Here is a 26,470-nt window from a genome sequence, read left to right as displayed (position 1 = left end):
ATGAAGGGATTAAAAAGGCCGGCTGATTATATCAGCCGGTCCCGAGCATATTTTTAGCCTAATTCTTTTTCCGTTTCTTGATCTCTTTTGATTCGGCCCGAACCCACGGAAAGTGCCACTAGTATCCCTGCGGAAACAAAAAAGATACCGGTGATGAAAACACTGGAGAATGCATCGATCCAAGCATTTTCAATCGTTTTTACAAGGACATTGCTGACTTCTGCCGGCATTTTAAGGTTTTCCGGATAAAGCATGATGTTGAATAACGCATCCGTTTTATCGGCTAATGCTTTCAGTGCCTCATGCAATATAGGGTCCTTTTGGCTTACAACCGCGTCATCCATATTTTGCTGGAGATTATGGTTCATGACGGCATTCAAAATCGTGATGCCCATCGTTCCCCCTATTGATCGGAAGAATGTCGAAGCAGCTGTAACCGACCCTAGCTGGGATTTTGGAAATTCGTTTTGAACGGCAATCATCAATGTCGGCATGACAAGACCCATACCTATTCCAAGGATGGCCATGAATGAGTACGCAGTGAATATAGTCGTACTGCCGTCCATCGTACTCATTAGGAAAAAGCCGAGCGTCGCAAAGGCCATGCCAAAGGTAAGCACGGTACGAAAACGGAATTTCAACAGTAACCGCCCGCCAACGACGCTGGAAAGAATCATACCGATCATCATCGGAGTCATGGTCGACCCCGCTTTTGTTGGTGAAACTCCCAGTACGCCTTGCATGAACAGCGGAACGAACATGATTGCCCCGAACATTCCGAGGCCCAGCAAGAATCCCAAAATATTCGTGGTGGCAAAAACCCTATTTTTAAAAAGGGATAAATCAAGGATCGGTTCAACTGCTTTTCTTTCAAAAATGATGAAAAGGGCAATGAAGACAAGGGTGCTGCCAAAAATCAAGAGAGATTCCAGTGATAACCATTCGAACTTATCACCACCAAAGGTCAAGCCCAGCAGTAACAGGACAATACCAGGAGTCAAGGTGAAAATCCCTAAATAATCAATATTCACTTTCTCCGTTTTTCTTATGGCTTCATGTTTCAACCCTACATAAATCAAAATGGCGGATAGTAAACCCGTCGGTACATTGATCAGGAAGATCCAATGCCAGCTGATATGGTCAACGATCAGGCCGCCCAGAAAAGGACCAATGACAGAACTTAAACCAAAAAGGGCTCCAAATACACCCTGCCATTTAGCCCTTTGTTCTGCAGAGAATATATCGCCAATTATCGTTTGGGATAAGGGCATGATCATTCCGCCGCCGATTCCCTGCAGCCCCCTGTAGATGATCAATTGCTCCATCGAAGTGGCAGTAGCACATAAAAACGAGCCGATTGTAAAAATGATCGTACCAAGCAGATATAGGGAGCGTCTGCCATATAAATCAGATAGCTTTCCAACAATCGGTACAACAGTAGTTGAGGCTATTAAATAGGCAGTCGTTACCCATGCAAAGATGGTAAAGCCATTCAATTCCCCGATAATCGTCGGCATTGCCGTCCCGACTATCGTCTGTTCCAACGAACTGAAAAACATTCCAATGATCAATCCTGTTAAGACAAGCTTGGTATTGACCGCTTTTTTATCCATTTGCATACCATTTCTCCATTCTTCGAACTTTATTCCTTTACTCGATTTGTGACTAATAGGTCAAAATTATAAATCCGGAATGACCATTTAGTCAACGTTTTTTCTGTAAAAAATTCAATTGCATGAAGGAATGTTTTCGAAAGGTAGATCTCATATAAACTTATTAATTCGACCAGAAACCACTAAATCCTTCCTGATTAATATCCCCAGCGTGTTTCCATTTACCATATTAGTTATAATAAGAAGGAATATAGACGAACTTATGATTGGAAGTGTACGGAATGAATAAAAAAATTGGGTTTATTGGATGCGGTAAAATGGGTGAGGCAATGCTTGAGGGCATGTTGCATGCAGAGGTCATTTCACCTGATGGAATCATGGTCAGTTCAGCGAGTGTGGAAACGAAAACTAAAATCACCACGAAATATAAGGTTAAAGGCACTTTGGATAATAAAGAGGTTGCCGGTTTTGCCGATTTTCTTTTTCTAGGGATTCAACCTGCCATGCATGAGCAAGTGCTTGAAGAAGTGAAGAATCATGTGAAAGATGACGTTGTGATCATTACCATGGCTGCTGGGATCACTGTATCTCTAGTTGAAAACTGCTTCGGAAAAAGAGTGAAAGTTGTCCGGACGATGCCCAACACTCCTTCACTTGTAGGTGAAGGCATGACGGCAATGAGCATTAATGATGAAATTACCGATGCTGATATAGAGGATGTGACTGCACTGCTGAATAGTTTCGGTAAAACGGAAATCCTGCATGAAGATCTGATGGACGCAGTACCGGCCATCAGCGGTTCGTCGCCTGCTTATGTATACATGTTCATCGAGGCGCTGGCTGATGGAGGGGTCCGTGATGGCATTCCACGAAAACAAGCATACCGAATGGCAGCACAAGCTGTAATGGGCGCTGCTAAAATGGTACTAGAAACGGAAAGACATCCTGCTGCTTTAAAGGATGATGTCTGCACGCCGGGTGGTTCAACGATAACTGCGGTAGCGTCATTAGAAGAGAACCAGCTTAGATCAAGTATTCTACAGGCAATGAAGGCCTGCACGGATAAAACGAAAGGTTTCAGTAAATGAAAAAAGATGGATTGCCTATTAGCGGGCGATCTCATCCGCTTACCATTTTCAGAATGTTTGGTGAAAAAAAGAGGAGGCTGCATAATGAATGGTTATATAGAAGAATTAAGGAAGATTCTGACGGAAGAACAAGTAACGGTGAATGAAACATTATTGGAACAGCACAGCCATGATGAATCCTATCACACTCCTCATTTACCGGATATGGTCATATATCCAAGGGATACTGCGGAAGTCAGCGCAGTCATGCGTTATGCGAATGAGCATGAAATACCGGTCATTCCTTTTGGATTGGGATCAAGTTTGGAGGGTCATGTCGTTCCAGTCAAAGGGGGAATTTCACTGGATTTGTCCTTGATGAATCAAGTATTGGAAATCAGGGAAAATGATTTCCTTGTGAAGGTCCAACCAGGTGTGACAAGGACGCAACTCAATAAAGAATTAAAAAGGTATGGTTTGTTCTTTTCCGTCGATCCGGGTGCCGATGCTACATTGGGAGGGATGGCAGCTACGAATGCAAGTGGGACGACCTCGGTCAAATATGGGATAATGCGCGATCAAGTCAGGGATTTGGAAGTGGTTTTAGCAAACGGTGAGGTGATCCATTCCGGAAGTTTAGCGACAAAATCATCTTCAGGCATTCATTTGAATGGCTTGTTTGTCGGGTCGGAAGGTACACTAGGTGTATTTACTGAACTGACATTAAAGGTATACGGCATTCCTGAGGTCACCATGGCAGGAAGAGCCTCATTTCCAACCGTCGAACAGGCAGTATCTGCGGTTAATGGGATCATGCTTGCTGGAATCCCAATTGCACGAATTGAATTGGTTGATGCAGAGTCCATAAAAAAAGTTAATCAATTCATGGACAAATCCTATGATGTCAAACCAACTTTATTCCTGGAGTTTCATGGTAACTTTGCCGGACTTGAACAGGACGTCAAATTTGCCAAGGAAATCGTAAGTGATTTTGGCTGTGGGGATATCCAGTTTGAAACTGATTCAAAAGGACGGAATGCTTTATGGGAAGCCCGCCATAATCTCGCGTACGCATTAATTCACAGTGCCCCGGGAAAGAAGCTGATGGTGACCGACGTAAGTGTGCCCCTTCATGAATTATCGAATGCCATATTGGATGCAAGAAAGAAAGTCGAACAATCAAAAGTGGAGGGGGCGATTGTAGGACATGTAGGTGACGGGAATTATCATGTATTGTTCATGATCGATCTGAAAAATCCTGAAGAAGTGAAAGAAGCGAAGAGGTTAAATGAAGACATCGTTGAATTTGCCTTAACCAAAGGCGGTACATGTACAGGTGAACATGGGGTAGGACTTGGAAAATCGAAGTATCAGCGAAGGGAACATGGAGCAGCTTACGAAGTGATGAAAACGATCAAACAAGCATTGGACCCGAAAGGAATAATGAATCCGGGGAAAATTTTCATAGATTAAGAGGAATGTTTAATTATGGTAGAGTATTAACAACCAAAAAATGTACAATAATCAATTGGTGAAAAGGCAGACTTGATCCCATATAAAATGTTAGTGGCATATCATAGCCTAGATATGGACCAATTCAAACACTAATTTCATATCACGTAATTTTTAAAAAATAAACGGATAAAATTTATTTTCGTCTTTAAACTGACCTATAATCGGAAAGAAAAATCGCCTGTTCGTGGTGATAAACCGACCCATATCGAGATAATTCAACCTTCATCGGAATAAATCGACCGATGAGCGTGATAAATCGATCTTTCATCCAAATAAATCTACCCAATTCCCTTTCAAAAAAAATAAGACTCCAGATGTCTGGAGTCTTATTTTTATATTAAGCGTTAATGTTATTTGGGTTTAAGGCGTTTTCAACACTTACGTAGTTGTAGCCTAGGTCTGTTGCAACTGCTTCAAACGTGATTTCACCGTTCGCCACATTGACGCCTTTTGCAAGTGCATCATTTTCAAGGATCGCTTTGATGGCGCCTTTGTTTGCGATTTGCAGTGCAAATGGCACTGTTACGTTAGTTAAAGCAACTGTAGAGGTTTGAGGCACTGCACCTGGCATATTTGCCACTGCGTAATGCACTACTCCATGTTTAACATAAGTAGGGTTATCATGTGTTGTTATATGGTCAACTGTTTCGAAGATACCGCCTTGGTCGATTGCAACATCGACAATGACTGAACCTGGAGACATCGATTTAACCATTTCTTCAGAAACGAGCTTAGGAGCTTTAGCACCTGGAATCAACACAGCACCAATCACTAAATCAGCATCTTTGACTGCTTCTGCAATATTATAAGGATTGGAGATGAGTGTAGTCAGTTCATTTCCGAAAATATCATCAAGTTGACGTAGGCGGTCAGGGCTTAAGTCAAGAATTGTAACATCTGCGCCTAATCCTATAGCGATTTTAGCTGCATTCGTTCCAACCATGCCTCCACCGACAACAGCGACTTTACCACGTTTCACTCCAGGAACTCCGCTTAAGAGGATTCCTTTACCACCGTTATTTTTTTCCAGGAACTGAGCACCGATTTGTGCAGCCATGCGTCCTGCAACTTCACTCATTGGTGTCAATAAAGGAAGTGTGCGGTTCACTGCAACCGTTTCATAAGCAATGGCCAAGACACCGCTTTCTTTTAGGGCCTGAGCTAGTGCCGGTTCAGCCGCAAGATGCAAATATGTGAAAAGGATTAAATCTTTTCGGAAATATTTATATTCAGATGAGATAGGTTCTTTTACTTTCATGATCATTTCTGTGCTTGCCCAAACGCTAGCAGCGTCCTCGACTATTACAGCACCAGCTTCTTGATATGATTCATTTGTAAAACTGCTTCCTAGACCTGCGTTCATTTCGATTAATACTTCATGCCCTGCATTGACTAATGCTACAACCCCAGCTGGAGTGATAGCTACACGGTTTTCATTGTTTTTAATCTCTTTTGGAATTCCTATTCTCATCTTAATCCCTCCAATAATATGTTTTACTATTTGTATCACAAGTATAGTTGGAAATAGAAACAGTTAGTATGTGGAAATCAGAAAAATGAAAAAGGTGTATTTGTGGAATTCCACAAACGCAATATCAATAAACATGGACTTGTCAGGATTAAGAACCCTGATTCATATCATAAACGTTAGAAAATATAACGCTGAAGTTAATTTTTCGAAATAGGTTCTTGAATGCGCTCTAAAATCCGTCTTTTTTTATAAAGCATGATTCCGGTATCGGCTATATCGGCAATCATCGATCGATTGGTAAGGGCTCCAAAGATAATTCCAGCAACAGGAACCATTTGCAAAAGCTTTTTCCAGCCAAACTGATCACGGTATGTATAAACGACTTCTCGCCATCCTTGCAGCTCGGATGCTATTTCCCTTTTTGATTCGGAATCAGGCAGGTGCATTTTCGACAATTCATTTAATAGTGCCTTTTTGCCTACAACATCCGATGTTGTGAATTGCAGACATTTGACGATGAAAATACGCTCTTGACGGTCACTGGGATCGAACCCATATGTGATGGCGATATCTTGAAGTGTTTTGATCGACATGCCGAGTAGAAGGGGGATGTCGATGGCTAAGGTGAAGATTCCGCCAATACCGGTAGTGGCACCTTGAACCGTTGCCAATTTGCTGCCTGAATTTTTAATATCTTGACTCACGCTATCCATGATATGGAGGGGAATGCTTGATACATCTTCCAGGGAAGTAATTTTCAATTCGGGATTCTTGGCCTGTAGCTGACTTAGAATTTGAGCTTCTTTCGTTAAATATTTTCCGCCATTCTGAACATAGCTGCCGATTTCATCAAGCATGACACCCAATTTTTTCTGAATGAAATCCGGTGTCAGCTTATCCAATAGTTTGAAGGGGATTCGCCCAATCCGTTCCCAAAACCATAGCCCTTTCTGATTCTTCTCCCATTTTTCAATGATTATTAATTCCTTCTCAAGTTCTTCTTTTGTTTCAAATTTCATATGATCAGCCTTTCCACATTTCTAGTATTCCATATCAGGGAATTTATCATTAATTTTTCTTGAAAAATTTATCATATTGATCAAGTTTAATGTTAAGAAAGAGGGACATTTTTTGAATCGGGTCTTTTAACCGGATATTTCCCACTTCTGAAATCCTTTTTAATCGGTAATTCAATGTATTCACATGGATATGAAGATTTCTTGAAGCTTCATTTGGGTTGCAGTCTTTTTCTAGATAGACAGTGAGTGTCTGCAGCATTTCCGTCTGGTTTTTCATGTCATATGCTTTTAGCTTCAGGATGGAAGGATGAACATGACGTTGTTTGTTGCTTGCGAGCGATTCAATCATTTGAAACATGCCAAGTTCCTCATAATGTAAGATGAGCTTCATGTCATCAGGGAAAATAGTCTTCATTTTTAGAGTGTATTGAGCTTCATCGTAACTTGTTTTAACATCCAATAAGTTTTTATACATATGGCCAGCCGTTCCAAGGATATGCTCAACACCGAAACGCCGTTTCATTTCCAAAATGAAAAAAGGGATGAAATCATAAATCGATGATGTGAAAGAAGGGCTGTTTTCCTGGTTGACTCCTGCAAAAAGAATGAGCCTGTTATGGTCAATCGCAAATAAGGAACTGTTTATCTTTTGCGTAGTCGTTAACATGTATGAAATGTATCGCTCCACTTCGCGATTGATCTCTTCAGGAAATTCGAATACCAATATGGAAAAAACCACCGGAACAAGTAAGGAGAATTTCGTGAAATTTTCAATTATTTCCGATTCTTCTTGGTAGTGTCCAGTCAGCATGCGCCAAAGGAACTCTTGATTACCCGCTTCTTTCCTTTTCTTTTTCAATTGCAATTGCTGTAACTGGTTTTTCGCCTCTTTGGCAGCGAATTGCAGAAATTCCATATCTTCTTCGGAGAAAGGTTCATTTACTTCCAAAGCCCAAATGAATCCAAGGACTTCATTATTTTTCCGAATGGACACCGCAGCCCTGTTACCGAGACCGACATCATTGATGGCCCCGATCTTAATGGGGGCATCTTCTTTCAATAAAGCTGGGATGAAGCCATCTTTCCATAAACTGTTGATGACCTTTTCAGGGACGCGTCTTCCGATTATGGTCATGATACGAGCCTGATCCGTAGTATCATCGTGTGTGCTATAAGCAAGTAAGCGGTGATTACCGTCCTCGATTGTAATGGGGCAACCTAAAACAGAACTGATTCTATCGGCAAACTCCATCATATCTCCATAAAGGCCTTTAAAAATATCTCTATTTTTTTCTAATTCCTTCATTTTTTTGTGCCCCTCGCTTAAAAAAATTCCTTCTCCTTGAATTTTAAACGATTTCCTATTAATAAGCATAGATAAATCCTTCATAAAACAGAAAATCCCTGCCGACGAAAATCGGAAGGGATTTTTATTTTAGAATAGGAAATTAATCAAAAGATAAATCAAACCTGCTAATGTTGCCGAGATGGGAATGGTAATGAACCAAGTGATGATCATTCTTTTTGCCGTTCCCCATTTTACGCCTTTGACACGATGGGCGGTTCCAACTCCAAGGATTGAAGAGGAAATAACATGGGTAGTACTGACTGGCATGTGTATTACGGTCGCGCCGAAGATGATAAAGGCTCCGGTTAAATCCGCTGCAACACCATTGACCGGACGGATCTTCATAATTTTGCCGCCAACGGTTTTAATGATTTTCCATCCACCTACGGAAGTTCCAAGTCCCATTGCTAACGCACAGGAAAATTGAACCCAGAAGGGGATATCGGCATTTGATGCATAACCATTTGCAATAAGGGCCATCGTGATGATACCCATCGCTTTTTGAGCGTCATTCGTTCCGTGGGTATACGATTGAAGTGCTGCAGTAGCAATCTGTATAGTACGAAATTTTTGGTTTGTTTTTGTCAGGTTATTGTTCTTAAAGACCACTTTAAAGATGCTGTATACGATAAACCCGATTGCAAAAGCAATTAACGGGGAGAAGATCAAAGCTTGAAGAATTTTCATGAATCCTTCCCATTTAATTCCGGCGAATCCAGCTGCAGCAATGGCGGCACCTGCAATCGAACCAATCAATGCGTGGGAGGAACTGCTTGGTATTCCGTAATACCAGGTAAGAAGGTTCCATATGATCGCGGCAAGCAGAGCAGCCAAGATTACATATGAACCATTCGGAAGCGTGAACGGATCCACGATATCTTTGGTTATGGTCTTCGCTACTCCAGTAAATGTCATAGCTCCGACGAAATTCATGATGGCTGCCATGATGATGGCATGCCGAGGCTTCATGGCCTTTGTTGAAACAGCAGTGGCTATTGCATTGGCTGTATCATGGAAACCATTGATGAAGTCAAATGCTAAAGCAAAGAAAACGATTAATATTGTTAAAATTAATAAAGTATCCATTTATTGGGGTACTCCTTAGGCGTTTTTCATTATGATTGTTTCAAGTGTATTGGCCACTGCTTGACAGTGATCGGCAATCTCTTCAAGGCTTTCGTAAATTTCTTTATATTGAATGATCCTGATTGGATCTTTTTCAACTGTAAACAAGTTTTTGATTGATTGACGTTGGATCCCGTCACAAACGGATTCAAGATCTTTAATTTTGATTGCATTTTCACGAATCATTGGTAATTTTTTCGTGGATAGTGTATCGACAGCTGTTTCAATCTCATACGTACACTGCTTGATTGCATCCACAAACTTAAGCATATACTCATCTGCATTGACTATTGAGTACATTTCGAATAATGCGGCACAGTGTTCCAAACCGTCTATGACATCATCCATTCTCATGGTTAGTTCAAGGATATCCTCGCGTTCGATAGGAGTGATAAAGGCATTGTTCAGCTCTTTAATCACGTTATGAACCATTGAATCGCCTTTATGCTCATAATCTTTCATAGTATCTGAAAATACTTTTAGATCGGAGATGTTTTTGAGTTTATAATCCGCGAAATAGTCAGCACCTTCTTTAAGGTTTTGAGCAATGTTGAAAAGCATTACTGCGAATTTGTCTTTTTTTGATTTAAAAGCCATGTTAAAGCCTCCCAATTAGTCATGCAATTTTACACACTTTTATCGTACGTTTAGTATTAACAAATTGATTGTAACGAATTCATGTAGTTTCAGGGAAGGTTTTTCGACGAAAATTTACAAAATCTTAATAAAACTTTACAAACAAAAACAAGGATAAGTAAAAAATGGGAAACAGTTACACTTACAAAGGCGATATTTGTAGAAAAAAGCCTTCCCGAAGTGGAAAGGCTGAAGGTTCTATAAAAATAAAGCTATTAAATAATAAATAATTCCAGCTAATGAAGCGGAAATCGGCAAGGTAATGAACCAAGTAATCAACATGCTTTTAGCAGTTCCCCATTTTACGCCTTTGATGCGGTGTGCAGAACCGACACCAAGTATGGAAGAAGAAATGACATGTGTAGTACTGACCGGCATATGCAGGAATGTGGCACCGAAAATGATTGCTGCACCAGTCATATCTGCAGCCACCCCATTAACCGGCCGTATTTTCATGATTTTACCGCCAACGGTTTTGATGATTTTCCACCCTCCGATTGATGTACCAAGCGCCATGGCTATTGCGCAGGATAATTGTACCCAGAAAGGAACTTCCGAGGTAGAGGCATATCCGTTAGCGATTAAAGCCATCGTGATGATACCCATCGATTTTTGAGCGTCATTCGTTCCGTGTGTATAAGACTGGATGGCTGCCGTAAGAATTTGTATTCTCCTGAATCGCTTATTGGTCTTTCCTAAATTATTATTTTTGAATACTACCTTGAAGATACTGTATACAATGAATCCAAGCGTAAAGGCAAGGATGGGAGATAGAATCAATGCCTGGACAATTTTAGTGAATCCACTCCATTTTATTGCATCGAATCCACTAGCCACGATGGCCGCTCCTGCTATTGACCCAATGATTGCATGTGAAGAACTGCTTGGAATGCCGAAATACCAGGTGATTAAATTCCACGTTATTGCAGAGAGCAGAGCAGCAAGGATTACATAAGAGCCGTTGTTTAATGTGAAAGGATCAACGATATCCTTCGTAATGGTATGCGCTACACCGGTAAAAGTCAGTGCTCCCAATAAATTCATGACCGCAGCCATGATGATTGCATGACGTGGTTTAAGCGCCTTGGTTGATACTGCTGTAGCGATGGCGTTAGCCGTATCATGGAAACCATTGATAAAATCAAAGACCAAAGCAAATATAATAATTAGCGCCGTTAAGATGAATATGCTATTCATACATGGAAGACTCCCTTGATTTCAAGTATGTAATGTGAATTTGGATTGTGGCCCATGAATGGGCGCAGTACAGGACAGTTTGCAACCCCTCATTATATAAAATGGGAGTTTTTAAGGTTGATTATTTTTTAAAGATGGCACCTTCTTTATTACTTGGTTTTAAAACGAACTATTTCATTGTAACGAATTTCATATCTATAAGGATAGACGTTTCGTCATTTTTTTACAAAATATTTAACTTAGTGAAGGATTTAATGACAAATTATTCATTTTATTATATTAAAAGGATAATGGGGCTTTTTAAATCCCGAGGCTTATGGTTAGAAATAGAAGTTAGGGCGATGTATAATTGGTAAATAAAAGTAAGGGGGATGAAGGATGATTTCAAATATTGCGGAAACGATCACTCTACATAATGGAGTTCAAATGCCACAGTTGGGTTTCGGTGTTTTCAAAGTGAAAAATGGCAAAGAAACGGTTGAATCCGTTAAGAAAGCAATCCAAGTAGGATATCGTGCAATTGATACGGCAGCCATTTATGAAAATGAAGAAGGTGTTGGACAGGCGATTCGGGAGTGCGGAGTACCTCGTGAAGAATTGTTCATAACATCTAAAGTATGGAATACGGAGCAAGGATACGAAACCACGCTTCAGGCATTTGATGATAGTTTAAATCGCCTTGGTTTGGAATATTTGGATTTATACTTGATTCACTGGCCTGGAAAAGATAAATATCTGGAAACATGGAGGGCGCTGGAAAAGCTTTATAAGGATGGAAAAGTGAAATCAATCGGTGTAAGTAATTTCCATGTTCATCATTTGGAAAATTTACTTGCAAATAGTGAAGTGAAACCGGTCGTAAATCAAATCGAATTGCATCCACTTTTGACTCAACTCGAAATTCGTGATTACTGTGCAAAACATGAAATAAAGGTGACATCATGGAGCCCGCTAGGCAGGGGGAACTTATTGGAAGAACCAACAATTAATCATATAGCTAAGAAGCACGGGAAAAGTTCAGCGCAAGTGTTAATTAGATGGCATCTTCAACATGATCTCGTAGTAATACCCAAATCGATTACGCCGTCCCGTATCGAGGAAAATGCACAGGTATTTGATTTTTCATTAAGCCTTAACGAAATGAACCAAATAGATGCCTTGAACAAAAATGAACGGTTCGGAAGCAATCCAGATGAACTTTTGTTCTAAATAAGAATGTTGAAAATGATAAGAGGATGTCCCGATAAAGGGGCATCCTTTTTCTTTTTTCTTTATGAACATATTTGACACAGTTATTGCTTATACTAACTATGTGACAGAGTTAAACATATGCTATACCCGTTTATTATGTCTAATACTCCTGTTTCTGTTGCCAAATATTTTTAAATAAAATTAGGTTTTAGATTAGTTAAACGGGGAAAATAATGAGTACAGCGGCAAACAAAAAGAAAAACATACTAACACATTGAGGATTGTCAAATCAGTTCCTCAGGGGCCCTAGCTAGCTAACTCTACCCAATAACTAAAACATTCACATTCATTAGATATTGTGCGTAATCGGCATCATACCATTTGGATGTAAAAGTTAAAAGAACTGAAGGCATGACAATATGGAAGTGTGATGAGATTTCTTGGAGTCTGCTGTAGATAGTAAAAAATCAACTAATTAGAAGGAGGAAATATATTATGGGATTTTTATGGTCATTAATTATCGGAGGTATCATCGGTTGGTTAGCAGGTATGATCGTTGGACGTGACGTACCATTTGGAATTATCGGTAACATCATCGCTGGTTTTGTTGGTGCATGGTTAGGTTCATTAATTCTTGGGAACTGGGGACCATCAGTAGCAGATTTCGCTATTATTCCAGCATTGATTGGTGCTATCGTGTTTGTCTTCATCTTAAGCCTTATCTTAAAAGGCATGAGAAAAGCTTCATAAATACAAAAATAAAGCTGGCCCAAGTGGCCAGCTATTTTTTTTTATACTGAACCGGAATGGAATTTGTCTGCGATGCGGAAAATCTGTCCGCTGAGCAGTATAATTCGTCCCAGAACCAAATAATCCGTCCATTAGTGCATTAAAAAACACCGTTCCGAAATGGAACGGTGTTTTTCAATTATATGTGAAGATCGAATATTTCAGGTTTATCCAGGAAAGGAGCTTCAATAATCAATTTTTCTTCGGAAATGGGGTGGATGAATTCGATTTTCCTTGCATGCAGGGCTTGACGTGGAAATGTCCTTCTTCCGCCATACAGGGTATCTCCAGCCAAGGGGTGATTCAAATGGCTGAAATGCACCCTGATCTGGTGGGTTCGGCCGCTTTCCAAGGTGCAGCTAACGAGCGTCAAGTTTTTCTTTGGATTACGATTGAGCACCTGATAATGGGTAACTGCCGTCTGGCCTGTAGGGGATACCCTTCGTCTCGTGGCATGGTGGCGGTCCCTGCCAATTTTTTCTTTGATTTCGCCTTCATCCCTTTTAATGTTTCCTTCAACTAATGCAAGATAAGTCCGTTTGATTTCCCTTTCTTCCAACATTCTGTCCAGCATGGACCCAATGAGACGGTTTTTGGCAAAAAGGACCGCACCGGTGGTATCTTTATCAAGCCTATGAATATGCTTGATCATACAGTTCTGGCCAGTTTGTCGAAGGTGGTGCGCCACTCCATTGATGAGGGAGTGTGCTTCACCGGGTTGAGAAGGGTGAGTATCCATTCCAGCCGGTTTATTGGCTATCAACAACACGTCATCTTCATATAAGATGGATATTCCTAAGTCAGCCGCTTTAACCGGTTCATTTTCAACGTGATCAAGCAAGGGAATGCATATCGTATCTCCTTCAGTAAGGACAGTTGACCATGTGACGGAATGGCCATTCACTGTCACTTCTTTACTCATCCTCCATTCATGGACCAACTTCTTTGGGGCTTTCCACCGCTCCCTGAAAAGCTTTTCCAATGTTAATCCATTCCAACTTTGAAGAACTTCTATTATTAAATGTTGGTTAGTAATTTTGAAATCTTCCAATTTCATTCCTACTTTCGACTTATTTGGTTGTGGTCAAATGAAAAAAATATATAATAATTACAGATAAGTCATAAAAAAGTGATCTTGGACCTATTGTCAAGATTTATGTGGTGGAAATTACCACATATTTTTTACAATTTTTATGTTATTCTATGGGGAAAGAAATCGCTTGTCCTAGAATATACATATATTAGATAGGTCTAACGGATCTGAAAAAAGGTGGTTTTTTTAGTGAAGACAGTCTTTTCTTCAACGGAAGAGCAAGAACAAGAAATAGCGAGCCTCGTTTCTCGTTTCTACGAATCTGTATTTCCGAAATACTTTACGGAAAGTGAAATCCTTCATTTTCGCAAGATTGGCGTTTTGGAGCCAAATCAAGGTTCTTTTACCTACTTTGCAACATTAAGAGATGCATTTCAAGTAATGACATGTCTTCAAGTCCTCATGTCGATATTAGACAAACAGAAGAAAGCAGATTCTATTGTGTTGGAATCTGAATCTGAAGAATTGTTCCAACATAACATCACTCTATTGAATGAATACGGAATATTCTTCCCTTTTTATTATGACCATTTTTCCTGTATAAACCATGAACTAAGTAATGATATGCAGATGATGGATATGCAGGTGGCGAATCAATATTTAGTATAAGGGATAAAAAATGAGCCGGCTATAACGGGAGAAGCATTTCCGTTAGGGCCGGCTCATTTTTTCCATCCTTAATTAAGATCGTGGTCCTTGAACCATTTCTCGAAGGTTTCCTCTTCATTAAAGCCAACGATCCGTTCTTGTTCTTGTCCATTTTTATAGTGAACGATGGTCGGAGTCTTTTTGATGCCATAATCGCTCCATCCTTGTTCAAACTCCTTAAGGTTGTATTGAACTAGGTCGATTCCCAACTTTTCTGCCAAAGGCGCAACGATTGGTGTGGTTTTTTGACAGTGCGTGCAAGTAGGACTATAGAAATAAACGGTCATATCTTTATTATCCTGGAGGTCCTGCTCCAATTCTTCCGGCAGTATCAAGTTTTGATAATTGGGATCATCCAGCTGATCGACAGTAGCGGGATGAAGCTTATCCTTGCCGTATGGATTTCCTTTTGATTTTTCTTCCTTTTTCATGTTTGTAAAAACGCCCAGCAGGACAAATATCGCGACGATTATCACTAAAAATATAGCCATTTTCTTCATTAAGCTGCAACCTCCTTGGATCTTGTCCATATGATGTAACTGCATATGAAAATAATGATGAATGCAGTCAAGGCTAGGAACGGGATGGTAATGAAACCAAATATGTTTATATATTGTCCTGTACATGGAACCCTTCCGCATGCAAGGGTGTGGTCAGAAAAGAATGAAACCTTTTGTATCAAATAATGGTACGTGGAAATGAATGCACCGATAGCGGATAATATCATGGTATAAAAGCTGATCCAATAATCTTTTCGAATGATTGCAATTCCTAAAATGATTGTAAAAGGATACATGATGATCCGTTGATACCAACAGAGCGCACATGGTTCATATTGCTTGATTTCAGAAAAATATAAGCTTCCAAACATAGCAATGATGGAAGCAGCCCAGGCTACAAATAATAAGTTTTCCACACTGCGTTTTGTATTGTTCATGGTTCCTCTTCCCCATCTCTTTTTGCTCTCATGAAAAGTATAGTATGTATGGACGGCGTCTGTAAAATATATATTCTTTTTAAGGGACAATCAGAATGGATTTTATCAATGCCTTGGGCAGGTTCAGGTGTTTTAATTTTTGAATAAGGGGTATAATTCTTATGGAAGAGATCAAAGGAGTCTGAGGAAAATGCCTAATTTGGACCTGCATAAATATGAAAAAATAATGGAAATACGTAATATGAGGCTAGGAGACATAGATGAAATAATTGCTTTGCAGTCGAGTTGCTTTCCTGGAATGGTTCCTTGGAAGCGAGATCAGCTTGAGAGCCATCTGGAAATTTTTCCGGAAGGACAGTTTGTAGCTGAATATGATGGAAAAGTGATTGGCTCATGTTCCAGCCTCATTATTAATTTTGACGAATATGATGATCGCCATACATGGGACGATGTAACAGATGGTGGGTACATCACTAACCATAATCCGGACGGTTATAATTTATATGGAATCGAGGTCATGGTCCATCCTAAATTCCGCAGGATGAAAATTGGTCAAAGACTATATGATTCTAGGAAAGAACTTGTTGCCCAATTGAATTTAAAAAGCATCATTATCGGAGGCAGGATCCCCAATTACCATAAACATGCGGAGGAACTGTTACCAAGGGAATATGTGAAAGAAGTGCAATTGCATAAAATATATGATCCGGTACTTTCGTTCCAGCTTTTAAATGGGTTCACGCTCATGAGGATCAACCCGAATTATTTGCCGGATGATCTGCAATCCAATAAGTATGCTACGCTCATGGAGTGGAATAACGTCGATTATCAGCCGAAAACAAAACGTTATTATAAAACATCTGAACCGGTACGGATTTGCGTCGTGCAATACATGCTGCGTAAAATCGATTCATTCGAAGACTTCGCTAACCAAGTCGAGTATTTCACCGACGTCGCTTCGGATGCTAATGCGGATTTTGCCGTATTCCCTGAATTGTTCACCACCCAGCTGATGTCTTTCCTAAATGAAAGATCACCAAGCTTGGCTGTAAGGAAACTGTCCGAATTCACGGAGCAGTACATTGAATTATTTACCACTTTAGCTGTGAGGTATAACATAAATATCATCGGCGGCTCCCATTTCGTAAAAGAAGATGATGACAACATCTATAATATCGCTTATTTATTCCGTCGTGACGGGACGATTGAAAAGCAATATAAAATTCACATCACACCGAATGAAAGAAAATGGTGGGGCATCAACGCAGGTGACCGAGTTCGTGTCTTTGATACGGACTGTGGAAAGATTGCCATACAAATTTGTTATGATATTGAGTTTCCGGAACTTGCCCGGATTGCTACCGACATGGGAGCCAAAATCATATTCACTCCATTTTGTACAGAAGACAGGCAAGGCTATCTGCGCGTTCGTTATTGTGCCCAGGCCCGTGCTGTGGAAAATCAAATCTATACAGTCATTTCCGGAACGGTCGGGAATCTTCCGCAAACGGAAAATATGGATATCCAATATGCTCAATCCGGAATCTTCGCTCCATCGGATTTCGAATTTGCACGTGACGGCATAGTCGGGGAAACCAGTCCGAACCTAGAGATGGTCCTGATTGGCGATGTTGATTTGGAAATCTTACGCCGGGAGCGGCAGTCCGGTACTGTAACGCAATTGAAAGATCGCCGCCATGATATATACAAACTGCATTATCAAAAAGGCGAAAAATAAAGTGAAAAAAGGGCTCGTGATGTGAAGAACGCTGGATGCGGTTCTGTTCATTACGAGCCTTTGCTTCATTTATTGGAATAAATGTGATAATTTTGTATATGTAAGCTGATACATAATAATTACAAATCAGGCGTTTGGGAGGAGATGTTGGAGATGAACTGGAAATCTTTATACACCACTTGGGCAGAGTACCAGAATTTAAATGGGGAATTACGTGTCCTCCTTGAGGAAATGCAGCGGGATGAAGCAAAACTCGAAGATGCCTTTTATAAGAATTTAGAATTTGGAACAGGCGGAATGCGTGGGGAAATTGGAGTCGGAACTAACCGGATGAATCTTTATACTGTAAGGAAGGCAACGGTTGGGTTGGCTCAATTTATCTCATCGTTTGGGGAAGAGGCAAAAGGAAGAGGGGCCGTGATTGCTTATGATTCACGACATAAGTCCCCGGAGTTTGCACTCGAAGCAGCTAAAACCTTGGCAACATTCGGGGTAAAGGCTTATTTATTCGATGAATTGCGACCGACACCAGAATTATCATTTGCGGTTCGCGAACTTAATGCTTTTGCTGGAATCGTCATCACGGCAAGCCACAATCCGCCTGAATATAATGGTTACAAGGTTTATGGACCAGATGGGGCCCAATTGCCACCTGAAGGAGCGGATCAAGTGATCGGCTACGTGAATGCTATTGAAAGTGAGCTTGAAATTCAGATTGAAGAAGCAGAAGTCCTTAAAGGCCGGGGCCTCATTGAAATGATTGGGGAGGAATTGGATGCAGCGTATAACCGGGAGTTGCTTACAGTTCCCGAGAACCCACAGCTTGCCGAGGAAATTGATGTGTCAATCGTCTTTACTCCTCTTCATGGAACGGCAAATAAATCCGTCAGAAGGGCACTGCAAAGCTTAGGGTATCAAAATGTGCATATCGTTAGGGAACAGGAACTTCCAGATCCGGATTTTTCGACTGTCAAGTCTCCAAATCCAGAGGAACCGGCTGCATTTGAAATGGCGATAGAGCTTGGAAACAAAGTGGAAGCGGACTTATTGATAGCAACGGATCCGGATGCCGATCGACTTGGGATTGCCGTGAAAAACGAGATGGGCCAATATGTTGTCCTGACTGGAAATCAAACAGGTGCCCTTTTCCTGGATTATTTACTGTCCCAGAAAAAAGAAAAAGGGAAGATTCCTGAAAATGGAGTCGTCTTAAAAACAATCGTCACATCAGAAATCGGTCGGACGATTGCGAAGTCGTATGGCTTGCAGACGGTTGATGTACTTACCGGGTTTAAGTTCATCGCCGAGAAAATAAATCAATATGATGAAAGCGGGGAAAATAGCTTTCTGTTCGGATATGAAGAAAGCTACGGTTATCTGATAAAAGACTTTGCACGTGATAAGGATGCCATTCAAGCGGCAGTGCTGGCTGTCGAGGTCTGTGCCCATTATAAAAAACAGGGATTGACACTATATGAGGGGTTACTGAATGTGTTTGAAAAGTACGGCTTCTACTTGGAAGGATTGCGTTCATTAACTTTAAAGGGCATTGAGGGAGCGAAACAGATTCAAGGAATATTGAATCAATTCCGTCAAAATCCTCCTGCTCGAATAGCAGGCATCCCGGTAGTCGTTGAAGAAGATTATCAAAGTAGCAAAAAGCGTACATTACTTTCAAATGGTGAAGAACAGATCGAGCTACCGAAATCAAACGTATTGAAGTATTTCCTTGAAGATGGTACATGGGTTTGCCTCCGTCCTTCAGGCACTGAACCAAAAATTAAATTCTATTTCGGTGTCCAAGGTGAATCAATGCAGGAAGCTGAGTCCAAGTTATCGGGAGTCATGACAGATTTCATGAGCAAGATTGAAGCATTAGTTTAAATGGATGAAAAGATAAACGAAAGACTTAGGTCTTTCGTTTTTTTTTTCGGGTAAAGTGTATGAAAGTTGACTCTGGGAATTTCCAGTAGCATGAATAATCAAAATTCTAGGAATTTCCGTTTCAGTTTTGGTATACTGTATTGGCGAGTGATCTCGGAAAACATCGATTAATTATTGTATTTAGAGTGAACAGCATATAGGAATAATGGAGGTATATATTCATGAAATTAGTAATCATTAATGGTTCACCACGTAAACAAGGGCGTACAGGTATAGCCTCACGCTACATTTCCAAGAAATACGGAGCGGAACTTATTGATTTAAGCAATAGTGAGATCCCTTTATATTCAGGTGAAGGTGAGCAATATCAATTGGACGTGATTCAAGGTCTTCGCAAAAGCATCGGGGAAGCGGATGGCGTGATCCTGGCCACTCCGGAATATCACGGTTTAATGAGTGGAGCTTTGAAAAATGCCTTGGATTTTCTTAGCAATGAACAATTCACGCATAAACCAGTCGCTTTATTAGCCGTCTCCGGCGGAGGAAAAGGCGGGATCAACGCCTTGAATTCCATGAGGACAGTGGGCCGCAGTCTGTATGCAAATGTGATTGCCAAACAACTGGTTTTGGATCCACATTGCTTCGATTATGAAAATGATGGTTTAATTGAAGAATCTGCCGTACTTGTTGAAGGTTTAATTGAAGATCTTAAAATGTATGCAACTGCATATGCAACAATGAAAAAATAATGAAATGAGGGTCAGGTATTTAATACCTGACCCTTCCTTGTTTTTATAGGGTTTCACCAGCCAAAGTTAAATCCCCGAAAATCAATCTTCTTGTATAAATTTTCCCGTTTAGCAAAAACTATAGTTGATTTTAGCTTGGAAGTTCACTTAAATAATCACTTGTTTTTTCTGCCGCATGATCCAGATAACGAAGCAGAGCATACAGCTGGGATTGAACGATTTGATAATCATGCTCAAACCGGTAAGCGTGCAAAAAATGTTCTATTTTTTTCGAAAGAAAGTGATCTTTCGTTCGAACCATCAATACTAACAAGCTGTCCCAATCGGAACGGTGTGTGTGAAACAATGCCTGATCATAATCCGCAATCCTCATGTAGTTCTCCCCCTTAATAAGGAGCTATTTGTATTTTGTTCAGATCGGACAGAATATTTCCTTACAATAAGTGGCGATGTATTTGGACCGCGGTTGTTGCTTTTTACCTGAATAAAAATAAAAGGTGAGTACATGCGAAAACTAATGGTAATTGGAATATTGGTCCTGCTTTTTTTTCCTGAAACCACACTGGCACAAGAAGTGTATTCCCCTGAACAGATGGAAATGGATCTGCAAGGAATTCAAAACAAGTATGAATTGGATGTTCAAATTATCGGACAAACTGAAAAGGGGAAAAATATAAAGGCAGTCAAGTTAGGAAAAGGAAAAAAAACGATTATGCTTGTTGGATCACATCATGGTCGGGAATGGCTCAGCTCCAAAATTTTAATGAGCATGCTTGAAGACTATGCAGCCGCCTATCGAGCGGGCAAACCTGTTGAAGGATATCCGTCAAGATCATTGGATGAAGTTAGCATCTGGTTTATCCCGATGCTGAATCCAGATGGAGTCAGCATCCAGCAAGGCGATTTATCAAACTTAAATATACTTGAAAAGGCAGCAGTATGGAAAATGAATCGATATAGCAAGAATTGGTCGCGATGGAAAGCTAATGCCAAAGGCATTGATTTAAATAGGCAGTATCCGGCTGGATGGAAAGAAGTCATGAGTCATGAAACAAAACCAACTTATCAATTTTATAAGGGCGAACAACCACTTGAAGCAGCTGAAGTGAAGGCGCTTGCGGAGTTCACAAGGGAAATCGATCCCCTTATTGCCGTTTCCTATCATACTTCAGGAAGGGAAATCTTTTGGCATTACAAAAATAAACGGGAAAATATGGCGAGGGATTATGGGATTGCCAAAAAAACTTCGGAATTGACTGGGTATGAACTGACCTTTCCGGAAAAGGAAGCGGTAGGAAGCGGATTTACGGATTGGTTCATAACGGAATTCAGCCGCCCGGGAATGACAATCGAACTTAGTTATTTAGTGGATGAAACCAATCCTCCATTGACTGTATTTCCTGAGGAATGGAAGAGGAATCGATTAGTTGGGATCATGCTTGTAAAAGAAGCGATGCATGTGCATAACAAATAAACAATTTTACATAATAATATCAAGAGGAAAGTATGAGGAGGAAAAGATTTTGAAAAAAGTCATCGTGATGTTAATGGGGATTTTTTTGATTATACAAGCAGGGGCCATTTCAGCACAAGCCCAAAAACCCGATTACGAAAAATACGGAAAGATTGCGATCACCGTAGTGCAGGCTGATTATCCTGAAGTTGAGATTACCGATTATGCCTATAAGGGGAGAAAAACTGTAGCGAAAAATCTTGTCGAAGACGATTTCAGATTTTTAGTCGAGGATAAAGGAAATCAGTTCACTGTAATCGTGACCGTACAACATGATTTGAAAAATGAAAAATTACTTAGTTTAAAGGTCACCGAGCAAAAAGGAAAGTGATTTAAGAACAAACGGAAAATCAAAGGTTTGTATCCTGTCCAACATCTTCACATCGAGAAGATGTTTTTTTCTGATTTGATTAGAAGATTGTCCAGGAAATGGTGGATATCGGATAAGTTGCCAGTGGGAAATGATAGCCATCCATTCCCTGATATATGCTGCCATGAAGTTTTCATTGCATTTATGAGCAGCTAACCAGTATAGTTAGTATCAGATTGAAACAATAAGCTTGATAGTAGGGGTATTAGAAAATGAGAAAGTTTAAGAAAGTTTATGTGGAAATTACTAATATATGTAACCTGAAGTGTAATTTCTGTCCAAGCTCCAGCTTGCAAAGGACGCTGAAATTCATGGATCCTGAAGGGTTTACGCGTGTAATCGAGAAAATCAAACCACACACCGATCATATTTACTTTCATTTGATGGGTGAACCATTTTTAAATAAAAATTTGGGTACATTCCTGGATATCAGTGCTGAAAATGACCTGAAGGTGAATATAACAACGAACGGCACTTTGATTCAAAAGGTCAAAGATAAGCTGCTCTCCAAAAAAGCCCTTCGTCAGGTGAATATTTCACTTCATAGCTTCGAGGCAAACGATACGAGCAACAGTCTTGACTCATATGTCAGTAATATTGCCGATTTCATAAATGAAGCAAATGAAAAAAGTGAAATGATTTGTGCCATTCGTTTATGGAATATGGATACGGATGAACTAAAAGCGAGTAATGGCCTGAACGACGATATTCTCAGCATGTTGGAAGAAAAGCTTTCATTGGACGTTCGCTTAAGTGAAGCCCTTCAGCAAAAGAATAATATTAAGTTGAAGGACCGTGTATATATAAACATGGCTGAAAAATTCGAGTGGCCGGAATTGGACCGTGACATTATCGATGAGAATATTTTCTGCTATGCTCTTAGAGATCAGTTAGGCATCTTGGTGGATGGTACAGTCGTACCTTGTTGTTTGGATAGTGAAGGGAAAATTCCACTAGGTAATATATTTGAAACGTCACTTGAAGACATTTTAAATGGTGAACGGGCTAAAAATATGTATGACGGCTTTTCAAGAAGATGTGCAGTTGAAGAATTATGTAAACGATGTGGCTATGCAAAGCGTCATAAAAAATAAATGAAGGAAAACCAAGGAGTCCATCTTCGTGGTTTCAGACTGTAGACAAACTTGATGAAAACTCAGTTTGCCTGCAGTTTTTTATTTAACAAGTTCAGTTGATTTCAGAAATCCGCTCCCTTTCCGCCGACTGTCTGCCAAGCCCCCTCGGCACAAGCGCCTTTGGTGTCTCGGCTAGCCAGTAATTCGGCAGGAGTGTCGCAAATTTCTTCAATCCAATGAGGATTACAGTAAAAAACCATAAAGACCGGAGCACTGTATTCGACCCGCTTTACTGTCTTGGGCCGTTGACGCAGTTTATCGACCAAAACCACACTTTATTCAGCCGTTCACGCACTGTATTCGGTCGTTGAAGCACTAGATTCGACCGTTCACGAATTTTTTTTGACCTTCACCTCACTATTCGGACTCCGAACACCATTTTGTCGCCAAACTGAAATCACGGAGTTCATCTTCGTGTTTTTTTTTGCGATTGAAGGACAGTAACCACCTTCTTATTAAAAATTCTGAATATTATTGTTTTATTGAAAATCCCATGATAAAATACTCTTTATTATTGACGAAGCGAAAACTTCATATTGGAATATTTAAAGTTTTGGATTCATTTCTTGCAACAGAGGGGATGTTTTATGGATTTACAGCAAAAAGTTAAAGAGGTTTTCCCAGATTTATCAACTGGCCAAAAAAAGGTAGCAAAATACTTGTTAGTACATTCACATACATTTGCAGTCACTTCAGCTCAAAAGCTCGGAAAAGATATAGGCGTGAGTGAAACGACCATCATCCGCTTTTGTTATTCATTGGGGTTAAGCGGATTTGCGGAACTTCAAAAACTTATTCGCAATCAGTTGATATTCGAGAGTAGCGGTTTGAATGAATATCATTCTTCAAAACTTGAAGCTGCGAATCAGCCAAACTTCATGGCTCAAGTGATGGGGCAGGATATCGTCAGCATCGAAAAGACAATCAAAAATTTATCAAATGAAGATTTCTCCAAAACAATTGATAAATTGGCGGCAGCAGACAATGTATTGGTATCAGGACATCGGTTATCATTTTCGGCAGCACATTGGTTAACCTTTACGCTTAGGCTAGTAAGGGAAGAGGTCCATTTATATAGGCCGGATACAGATGATATTTTTTTATTGTTGAATAAAATGACTGAAAATTCCGTTTTTGTGGCCATTTCATTTCACCGTTATGTGAAAGAGACTGTGAAAATCACGGAAATGGCCAAACAAGCCGGGGCATTTGTTATTGGCGTTACGGATTCTGAACTGGCTCCAATTGCTGACTTCACTGACATTTTATTGCCCATTTCAACACCTAGGACTTCCACTATCGATACGGCACCGGTTTTATTCTCACTATTGAATAGTTTAGTAGCAGGTGTATCGATTAAAGATGAACAGGGTTTTAAAGAGAGAAAAGCTATATATGACGCGTTCAATCAAGACGATTATTTCTTTTGAGATAAACATCAGTTCGAGATGCAAACCGATTAACCGGGATATAAGGGGGAGACATAAATGGATATCACACAATCAATCGAAAAATTAAGGCCGCGTATCATCGATATCTTCGACCATTTACACGCACATCCTGAAACGAGTTGGAATGAGGTGAATACGACAGCTTTCATTTCAAATATTTTAAGGGAAAATCAGTCTACGGTAAAAACATTCGAAGACTGTACAGGAGTGATTGGGGAAATCGGGGATGGGAATTTCACAGTCGGGTTACGATCGGATATCGATGCCCTTTGGCAGGAGGTACATGGGACGTTTCAGGCCAATCATTCCTGTGGACACGATGGGCATATGACCTTGGCCCTTGGAGTATTCCTGGTATTGAAGGAAATGGACTTTCGACCAAAAGGTAAGCTGAAATTCATTTTTCAACCTGCTGAAGAAAAAGGTACAGGTGCCTTGAAGATGATTGAAGAAAAAGTTTTGGATGATGTGGATTTCCTTTATGGGGTGCACTTAAGGCCAGTCGAGGAAGTGAAGGATGGGCAGGCTGCACCAGCCATTGTACATGGAGCCGCCCGGTTCATTAAAGGAGAAATAGTGGGAACGGATGCACATGGAGCCAGACCGCATCAAGGACAAAATGCCATCGAGATAGGGGCGGCATTCATCACTTTGTTAAATGGGATCCATCTCAATCCATCCATCCCTTATTCAGTAAAAATGACGCAGTTTTTTGCTGGTGGTGAAAGTTCCAATATCATCCCGGGGCGAGCCACTTTTTCATTGGATTTACGGGCTCAGGATAATGCAGTGATGGAAGAGCTCACCCGAAAAGTGGAAAAGGTTGCAGAATCTTTGGCCATTGTCCATGGAGTTGATGTGAAACTCGAACCGGGGACTAAAGTTGCTGCAGCAACCGTGAACGATCAAGCCCAGGAAATAATGGCTGAAGCGATAGCCGATACACTTGGGGAAGAAAATCTGGTAGCGCCTGTCATTACAACAGGAGGAGAAGATTTTCATTTTTATACGTTGAAAAGACCTGAAATCAAAGCGACGATGCTTGGATTGGGCTGTGATTTGACACCAGGGCTCCATCATCCGAACATGACGTTCAACAAAGATGCTTTGTTATCGGGAATTGAAATCCTGACCAAGGCCATCATTCTTACTTTCGAGAAATATGGAGAGGGGGTCCACTTACATGACTGATGAATTAATCATTAAATCCCTATCGACACTAGAGGATTTACAAGAAGTGCAGCGACTTGAAATCCTTGTATGGGGCATGGATTGCGTTCCTACCCATCAGACGATTACCGCAGTCAAAAACGGAGGGCTCGTTTTAGGTGGTTACATCAATGGCCAGTTAGTGGGATTTCAATACAGTTTCCCAGGATTTAAGGATGGAAGGGTGTTTCTTTGTTCACATATGTTAGCCATCCATCCGGATCATCAAAAGAAGGGCTACGGCAGATTGCTTAAACTGGCACAAAAAGAAGAAGCACTCAAAAAAGGCTACGACTTAATCACATGGACGTATGATCCATTGGAAAGTGTGAACGCAAACTTGAATATCGGTAAACTAAAAGCGGTTTGTTCAACATATATGGAAGATTGTTATGGAGAAATGAAGGATGCCCTCAATGAAGGATTGTCGACTGATCGGTTCATGGTGGAATGGAATATACGGCAGGAAGCAAATGAAGAGCCCCCACTTCCTGATAAAGCCACACATATCGTAACCACTGGAATGAATGACCAAGGCTTTCCTTACATCAAGGATTATCATTTGAAAACCAATGCCGATGTGGTCGCCATTCCCATTCCGACGGATATTCAAAAAATCAAAAAAGGTGATCTCAGCCTTGCGATAGATTGGCGGTCGATAACGGGTGAATTATTCAAAACGCTTTTTGCCAAAGGGTATGTTGCAGTCGGAATAGCTCGGGAACAAGGTGAAGACATTCAAAACTACTTATTAAAAAAACAAGAATAAAA

Annotated in this window: 26 protein-coding genes; 14 read left to right on the top strand and 12 right to left on the bottom strand. The window is 40.5% G+C overall.

The genetic code is table 11. The features are described from left to right. Nucleotides 1–53: 53 nt before the first annotated feature. Entirely contained in the window at nt 54–1,619 is a 1,566-nt protein-coding gene (locus QUF86_RS00810; protein ID WP_289323901.1) for an MDR family MFS transporter, read from the bottom strand. A gap of 275 nt (nt 1,620–1,894) precedes the next feature. Between QUF86_RS00810 and proC the strand changes: the two genes are divergently transcribed. Both proC and QUF86_RS00800 read left to right on the top strand, forming a co-directional pair. Continuing rightward, nucleotides 1,895–2,701, top strand: a complete 807-nt coding sequence (proC, locus tag QUF86_RS00805) for a pyrroline-5-carboxylate reductase (RefSeq protein ID WP_289333326.1) — start codon at nt 1,895–1,897, stop codon at nt 2,699–2,701. 84 nt (nt 2,702–2,785) lie between these two features. Next, a complete protein-coding gene (locus QUF86_RS00800; RefSeq protein ID WP_289333325.1) occupies nt 2,786–4,153 on the top strand; it encodes an FAD-binding oxidoreductase in 1,368 nt (455 codons plus the stop codon). A gap of 379 nt (nt 4,154–4,532) precedes the next feature. On the opposite strand, the gene ald is transcribed toward QUF86_RS00800, so the two are convergent. From ald to QUF86_RS00770, 6 genes are all read right to left on the bottom strand, one after another. Continuing rightward, nucleotides 4,533–5,666, bottom strand: coding sequence for an alanine dehydrogenase (gene ald, locus QUF86_RS00795; protein ID WP_289333324.1), 1,134 nt, complete (start codon nt 5,664–5,666; stop codon nt 4,533–4,535). Nucleotides 5,667–5,863: 197 nt separating this feature from the next. Continuing rightward, a complete protein-coding gene (locus QUF86_RS00790; protein WP_289333323.1) occupies nt 5,864–6,685 on the bottom strand; it encodes an EcsC family protein in 822 nt (273 codons plus the stop codon). A gap of 49 nt (nt 6,686–6,734) precedes the next feature. Continuing rightward, entirely contained in the window at nt 6,735–7,991 is a 1,257-nt protein-coding gene (locus QUF86_RS00785; RefSeq protein WP_289333322.1) for a PucR family transcriptional regulator, read from the bottom strand. Nucleotides 7,992–8,120: 129 nt separating this feature from the next. Continuing rightward, nucleotides 8,121–9,119, bottom strand: coding sequence for an inorganic phosphate transporter (locus tag QUF86_RS00780; protein ID WP_289317731.1), 999 nt, complete (start codon nt 9,117–9,119; stop codon nt 8,121–8,123). A 15-nt stretch (nt 9,120–9,134) separates the two neighbouring features. Next, on the bottom strand, nt 9,135–9,755 hold the full coding sequence (locus tag QUF86_RS00775; protein ID WP_289317730.1) for a DUF47 domain-containing protein: 621 nt from the start codon (nt 9,753–9,755) through the stop codon (nt 9,135–9,137). A 237-nt stretch (nt 9,756–9,992) separates the two neighbouring features. Further along, complete coding sequence (locus tag QUF86_RS00770; protein ID WP_289317729.1) at nt 9,993–10,991, bottom strand: inorganic phosphate transporter; 999 nt, start codon at nt 10,989–10,991, stop codon at nt 9,993–9,995. A 378-nt stretch (nt 10,992–11,369) separates the two neighbouring features. Here QUF86_RS00770 and QUF86_RS00765 point away from each other — a divergent pair, with 378 nt between their 5' ends. Further along, nucleotides 11,370–12,200 carry an aldo/keto reductase gene (locus tag QUF86_RS00765; RefSeq protein ID WP_289317728.1) on the top strand — a complete coding sequence of 277 codons (831 nt, stop codon included), beginning with the start codon at nt 11,370–11,372 and terminating at the stop codon, nt 12,198–12,200. A 477-nt stretch (nt 12,201–12,677) separates the two neighbouring features. Then, entirely contained in the window at nt 12,678–12,932 is a 255-nt protein-coding gene (locus tag QUF86_RS00760; protein WP_170946860.1) for a GlsB/YeaQ/YmgE family stress response membrane protein, read from the top strand. A gap of 178 nt (nt 12,933–13,110) precedes the next feature. Here QUF86_RS00760 and QUF86_RS00755 read toward each other — a convergent pair whose 3' ends face one another. Next, nucleotides 13,111–14,022, bottom strand: a complete 912-nt coding sequence (locus QUF86_RS00755; protein WP_289333320.1) for an RluA family pseudouridine synthase — start codon at nt 14,020–14,022, stop codon at nt 13,111–13,113. A 231-nt stretch (nt 14,023–14,253) separates the two neighbouring features. Here QUF86_RS00755 and QUF86_RS00750 point away from each other — a divergent pair, with 231 nt between their 5' ends. Next, the gene (locus QUF86_RS00750) at nt 14,254–14,673 is read left to right on the top strand and encodes a DUF5365 family protein (RefSeq protein ID WP_289317726.1); all 420 of its coding nucleotides are present in this window, start codon (nt 14,254–14,256) and stop codon (nt 14,671–14,673) included. Between the two features lie 68 nt (nt 14,674–14,741). Here QUF86_RS00750 and QUF86_RS00745 read toward each other — a convergent pair whose 3' ends face one another. Together QUF86_RS00745 and QUF86_RS00740 are read right to left on the bottom strand one after the other, a co-directional pair. After that, on the bottom strand, nt 14,742–15,212 hold the full coding sequence (locus tag QUF86_RS00745) for a thioredoxin family protein (protein WP_289317725.1): 471 nt from the start codon (nt 15,210–15,212) through the stop codon (nt 14,742–14,744). Beyond that, a complete protein-coding gene (locus tag QUF86_RS00740; RefSeq protein ID WP_289317724.1) occupies nt 15,212–15,649 on the bottom strand; it encodes a disulfide oxidoreductase in 438 nt (145 codons plus the stop codon). Before QUF86_RS00740 ends, QUF86_RS00745 begins: the two co-directional genes overlap by 1 nt. 190 nt (nt 15,650–15,839) lie before the next feature. Between QUF86_RS00740 and QUF86_RS00735 the strand changes: the two genes are divergently transcribed. The 3 genes from QUF86_RS00735 to QUF86_RS00725 all read left to right on the top strand — a co-directional run bounded on the left by QUF86_RS00735 (nt 15,840) and on the right by QUF86_RS00725 (nt 20,020). Then, the gene (locus tag QUF86_RS00735) at nt 15,840–17,387 is read left to right on the top strand and encodes a bifunctional GNAT family N-acetyltransferase/carbon-nitrogen hydrolase family protein (RefSeq protein ID WP_289333318.1); all 1,548 of its coding nucleotides are present in this window, start codon (nt 15,840–15,842) and stop codon (nt 17,385–17,387) included. Between the two features lie 153 nt (nt 17,388–17,540). Next, nucleotides 17,541–19,271 (top strand): phospho-sugar mutase, encoded by a 1,731-nt coding sequence (locus tag QUF86_RS00730; protein ID WP_289333317.1) that lies wholly within the window; start codon nt 17,541–17,543, stop codon nt 19,269–19,271. A 221-nt stretch (nt 19,272–19,492) separates the two neighbouring features. Further along, complete coding sequence (locus tag QUF86_RS00725) at nt 19,493–20,020, top strand: NADPH-dependent FMN reductase (protein WP_289317721.1); 528 nt, start codon at nt 19,493–19,495, stop codon at nt 20,018–20,020. Between the two features lie 130 nt (nt 20,021–20,150). Here QUF86_RS00725 and QUF86_RS00720 read toward each other — a convergent pair whose 3' ends face one another. Continuing rightward, nucleotides 20,151–20,393 (bottom strand): YhdB family protein, encoded by a 243-nt coding sequence (locus tag QUF86_RS00720; protein WP_048689737.1) that lies wholly within the window; start codon nt 20,391–20,393, stop codon nt 20,151–20,153. 132 nt (nt 20,394–20,525) lie between these two features. Here QUF86_RS00720 and QUF86_RS00715 point away from each other — a divergent pair, with 132 nt between their 5' ends. The 3 genes from QUF86_RS00715 to QUF86_RS00705 all read left to right on the top strand — a co-directional run bounded on the left by QUF86_RS00715 (nt 20,526) and on the right by QUF86_RS00705 (nt 22,997). Beyond that, a complete protein-coding gene (locus QUF86_RS00715; RefSeq protein WP_289333316.1) occupies nt 20,526–21,494 on the top strand; it encodes a M14 family zinc carboxypeptidase in 969 nt (322 codons plus the stop codon). A gap of 49 nt (nt 21,495–21,543) precedes the next feature. Further along, a complete protein-coding gene (locus tag QUF86_RS00710) occupies nt 21,544–21,864 on the top strand; it encodes a DUF3889 domain-containing protein (RefSeq protein WP_289333315.1) in 321 nt (106 codons plus the stop codon). A gap of 251 nt (nt 21,865–22,115) precedes the next feature. Then, nucleotides 22,116–22,997 (top strand): radical SAM/SPASM domain-containing protein, encoded by an 882-nt coding sequence (locus tag QUF86_RS00705; RefSeq protein ID WP_289333314.1) that lies wholly within the window; start codon nt 22,116–22,118, stop codon nt 22,995–22,997. Between the two features lie 94 nt (nt 22,998–23,091). Here QUF86_RS00705 and QUF86_RS00700 read toward each other — a convergent pair whose 3' ends face one another. Continuing rightward, on the bottom strand, nt 23,092–23,253 hold the full coding sequence (locus QUF86_RS00700) for a hypothetical protein (RefSeq protein ID WP_289333313.1): 162 nt from the start codon (nt 23,251–23,253) through the stop codon (nt 23,092–23,094). 373 nt (nt 23,254–23,626) lie between these two features. Here QUF86_RS00700 and QUF86_RS00695 point away from each other — a divergent pair, with 373 nt between their 5' ends. The 3 genes from QUF86_RS00695 to QUF86_RS00685 are packed head-to-tail and all read left to right on the top strand — an operon-like array spanning nt 23,627 to nt 26,468. Further along, a complete protein-coding gene (locus QUF86_RS00695) occupies nt 23,627–24,469 on the top strand; it encodes a MurR/RpiR family transcriptional regulator (RefSeq protein ID WP_289333312.1) in 843 nt (280 codons plus the stop codon). 57 nt (nt 24,470–24,526) lie between these two features. Beyond that, nucleotides 24,527–25,681: a M20 peptidase aminoacylase family protein gene (locus QUF86_RS00690; RefSeq protein ID WP_289333311.1), complete on the top strand. Its 1,155-nt coding sequence runs from the start codon at nt 24,527–24,529 to the stop codon at nt 25,679–25,681. Further along, nucleotides 25,674–26,468 (top strand): GNAT family N-acetyltransferase, encoded by a 795-nt coding sequence (locus tag QUF86_RS00685; protein WP_289333310.1) that lies wholly within the window; start codon nt 25,674–25,676, stop codon nt 26,466–26,468. The genes QUF86_RS00690 and QUF86_RS00685 overlap by 8 nt, the downstream gene beginning before the upstream one ends. The last annotated feature ends 2 nt before the right edge of the window (nt 26,469–26,470 follow it).

Source organism: Peribacillus sp. NJ11 (assembly GCF_030348405.1).
Taxonomy (GTDB): Bacteria; Bacillota; Bacilli; order Bacillales; family DSM-1321; genus Peribacillus.
The sequence above is the reverse complement of the archived record's forward strand: the minus strand, read 5'-3'. Positions and strand labels throughout refer to the sequence as shown.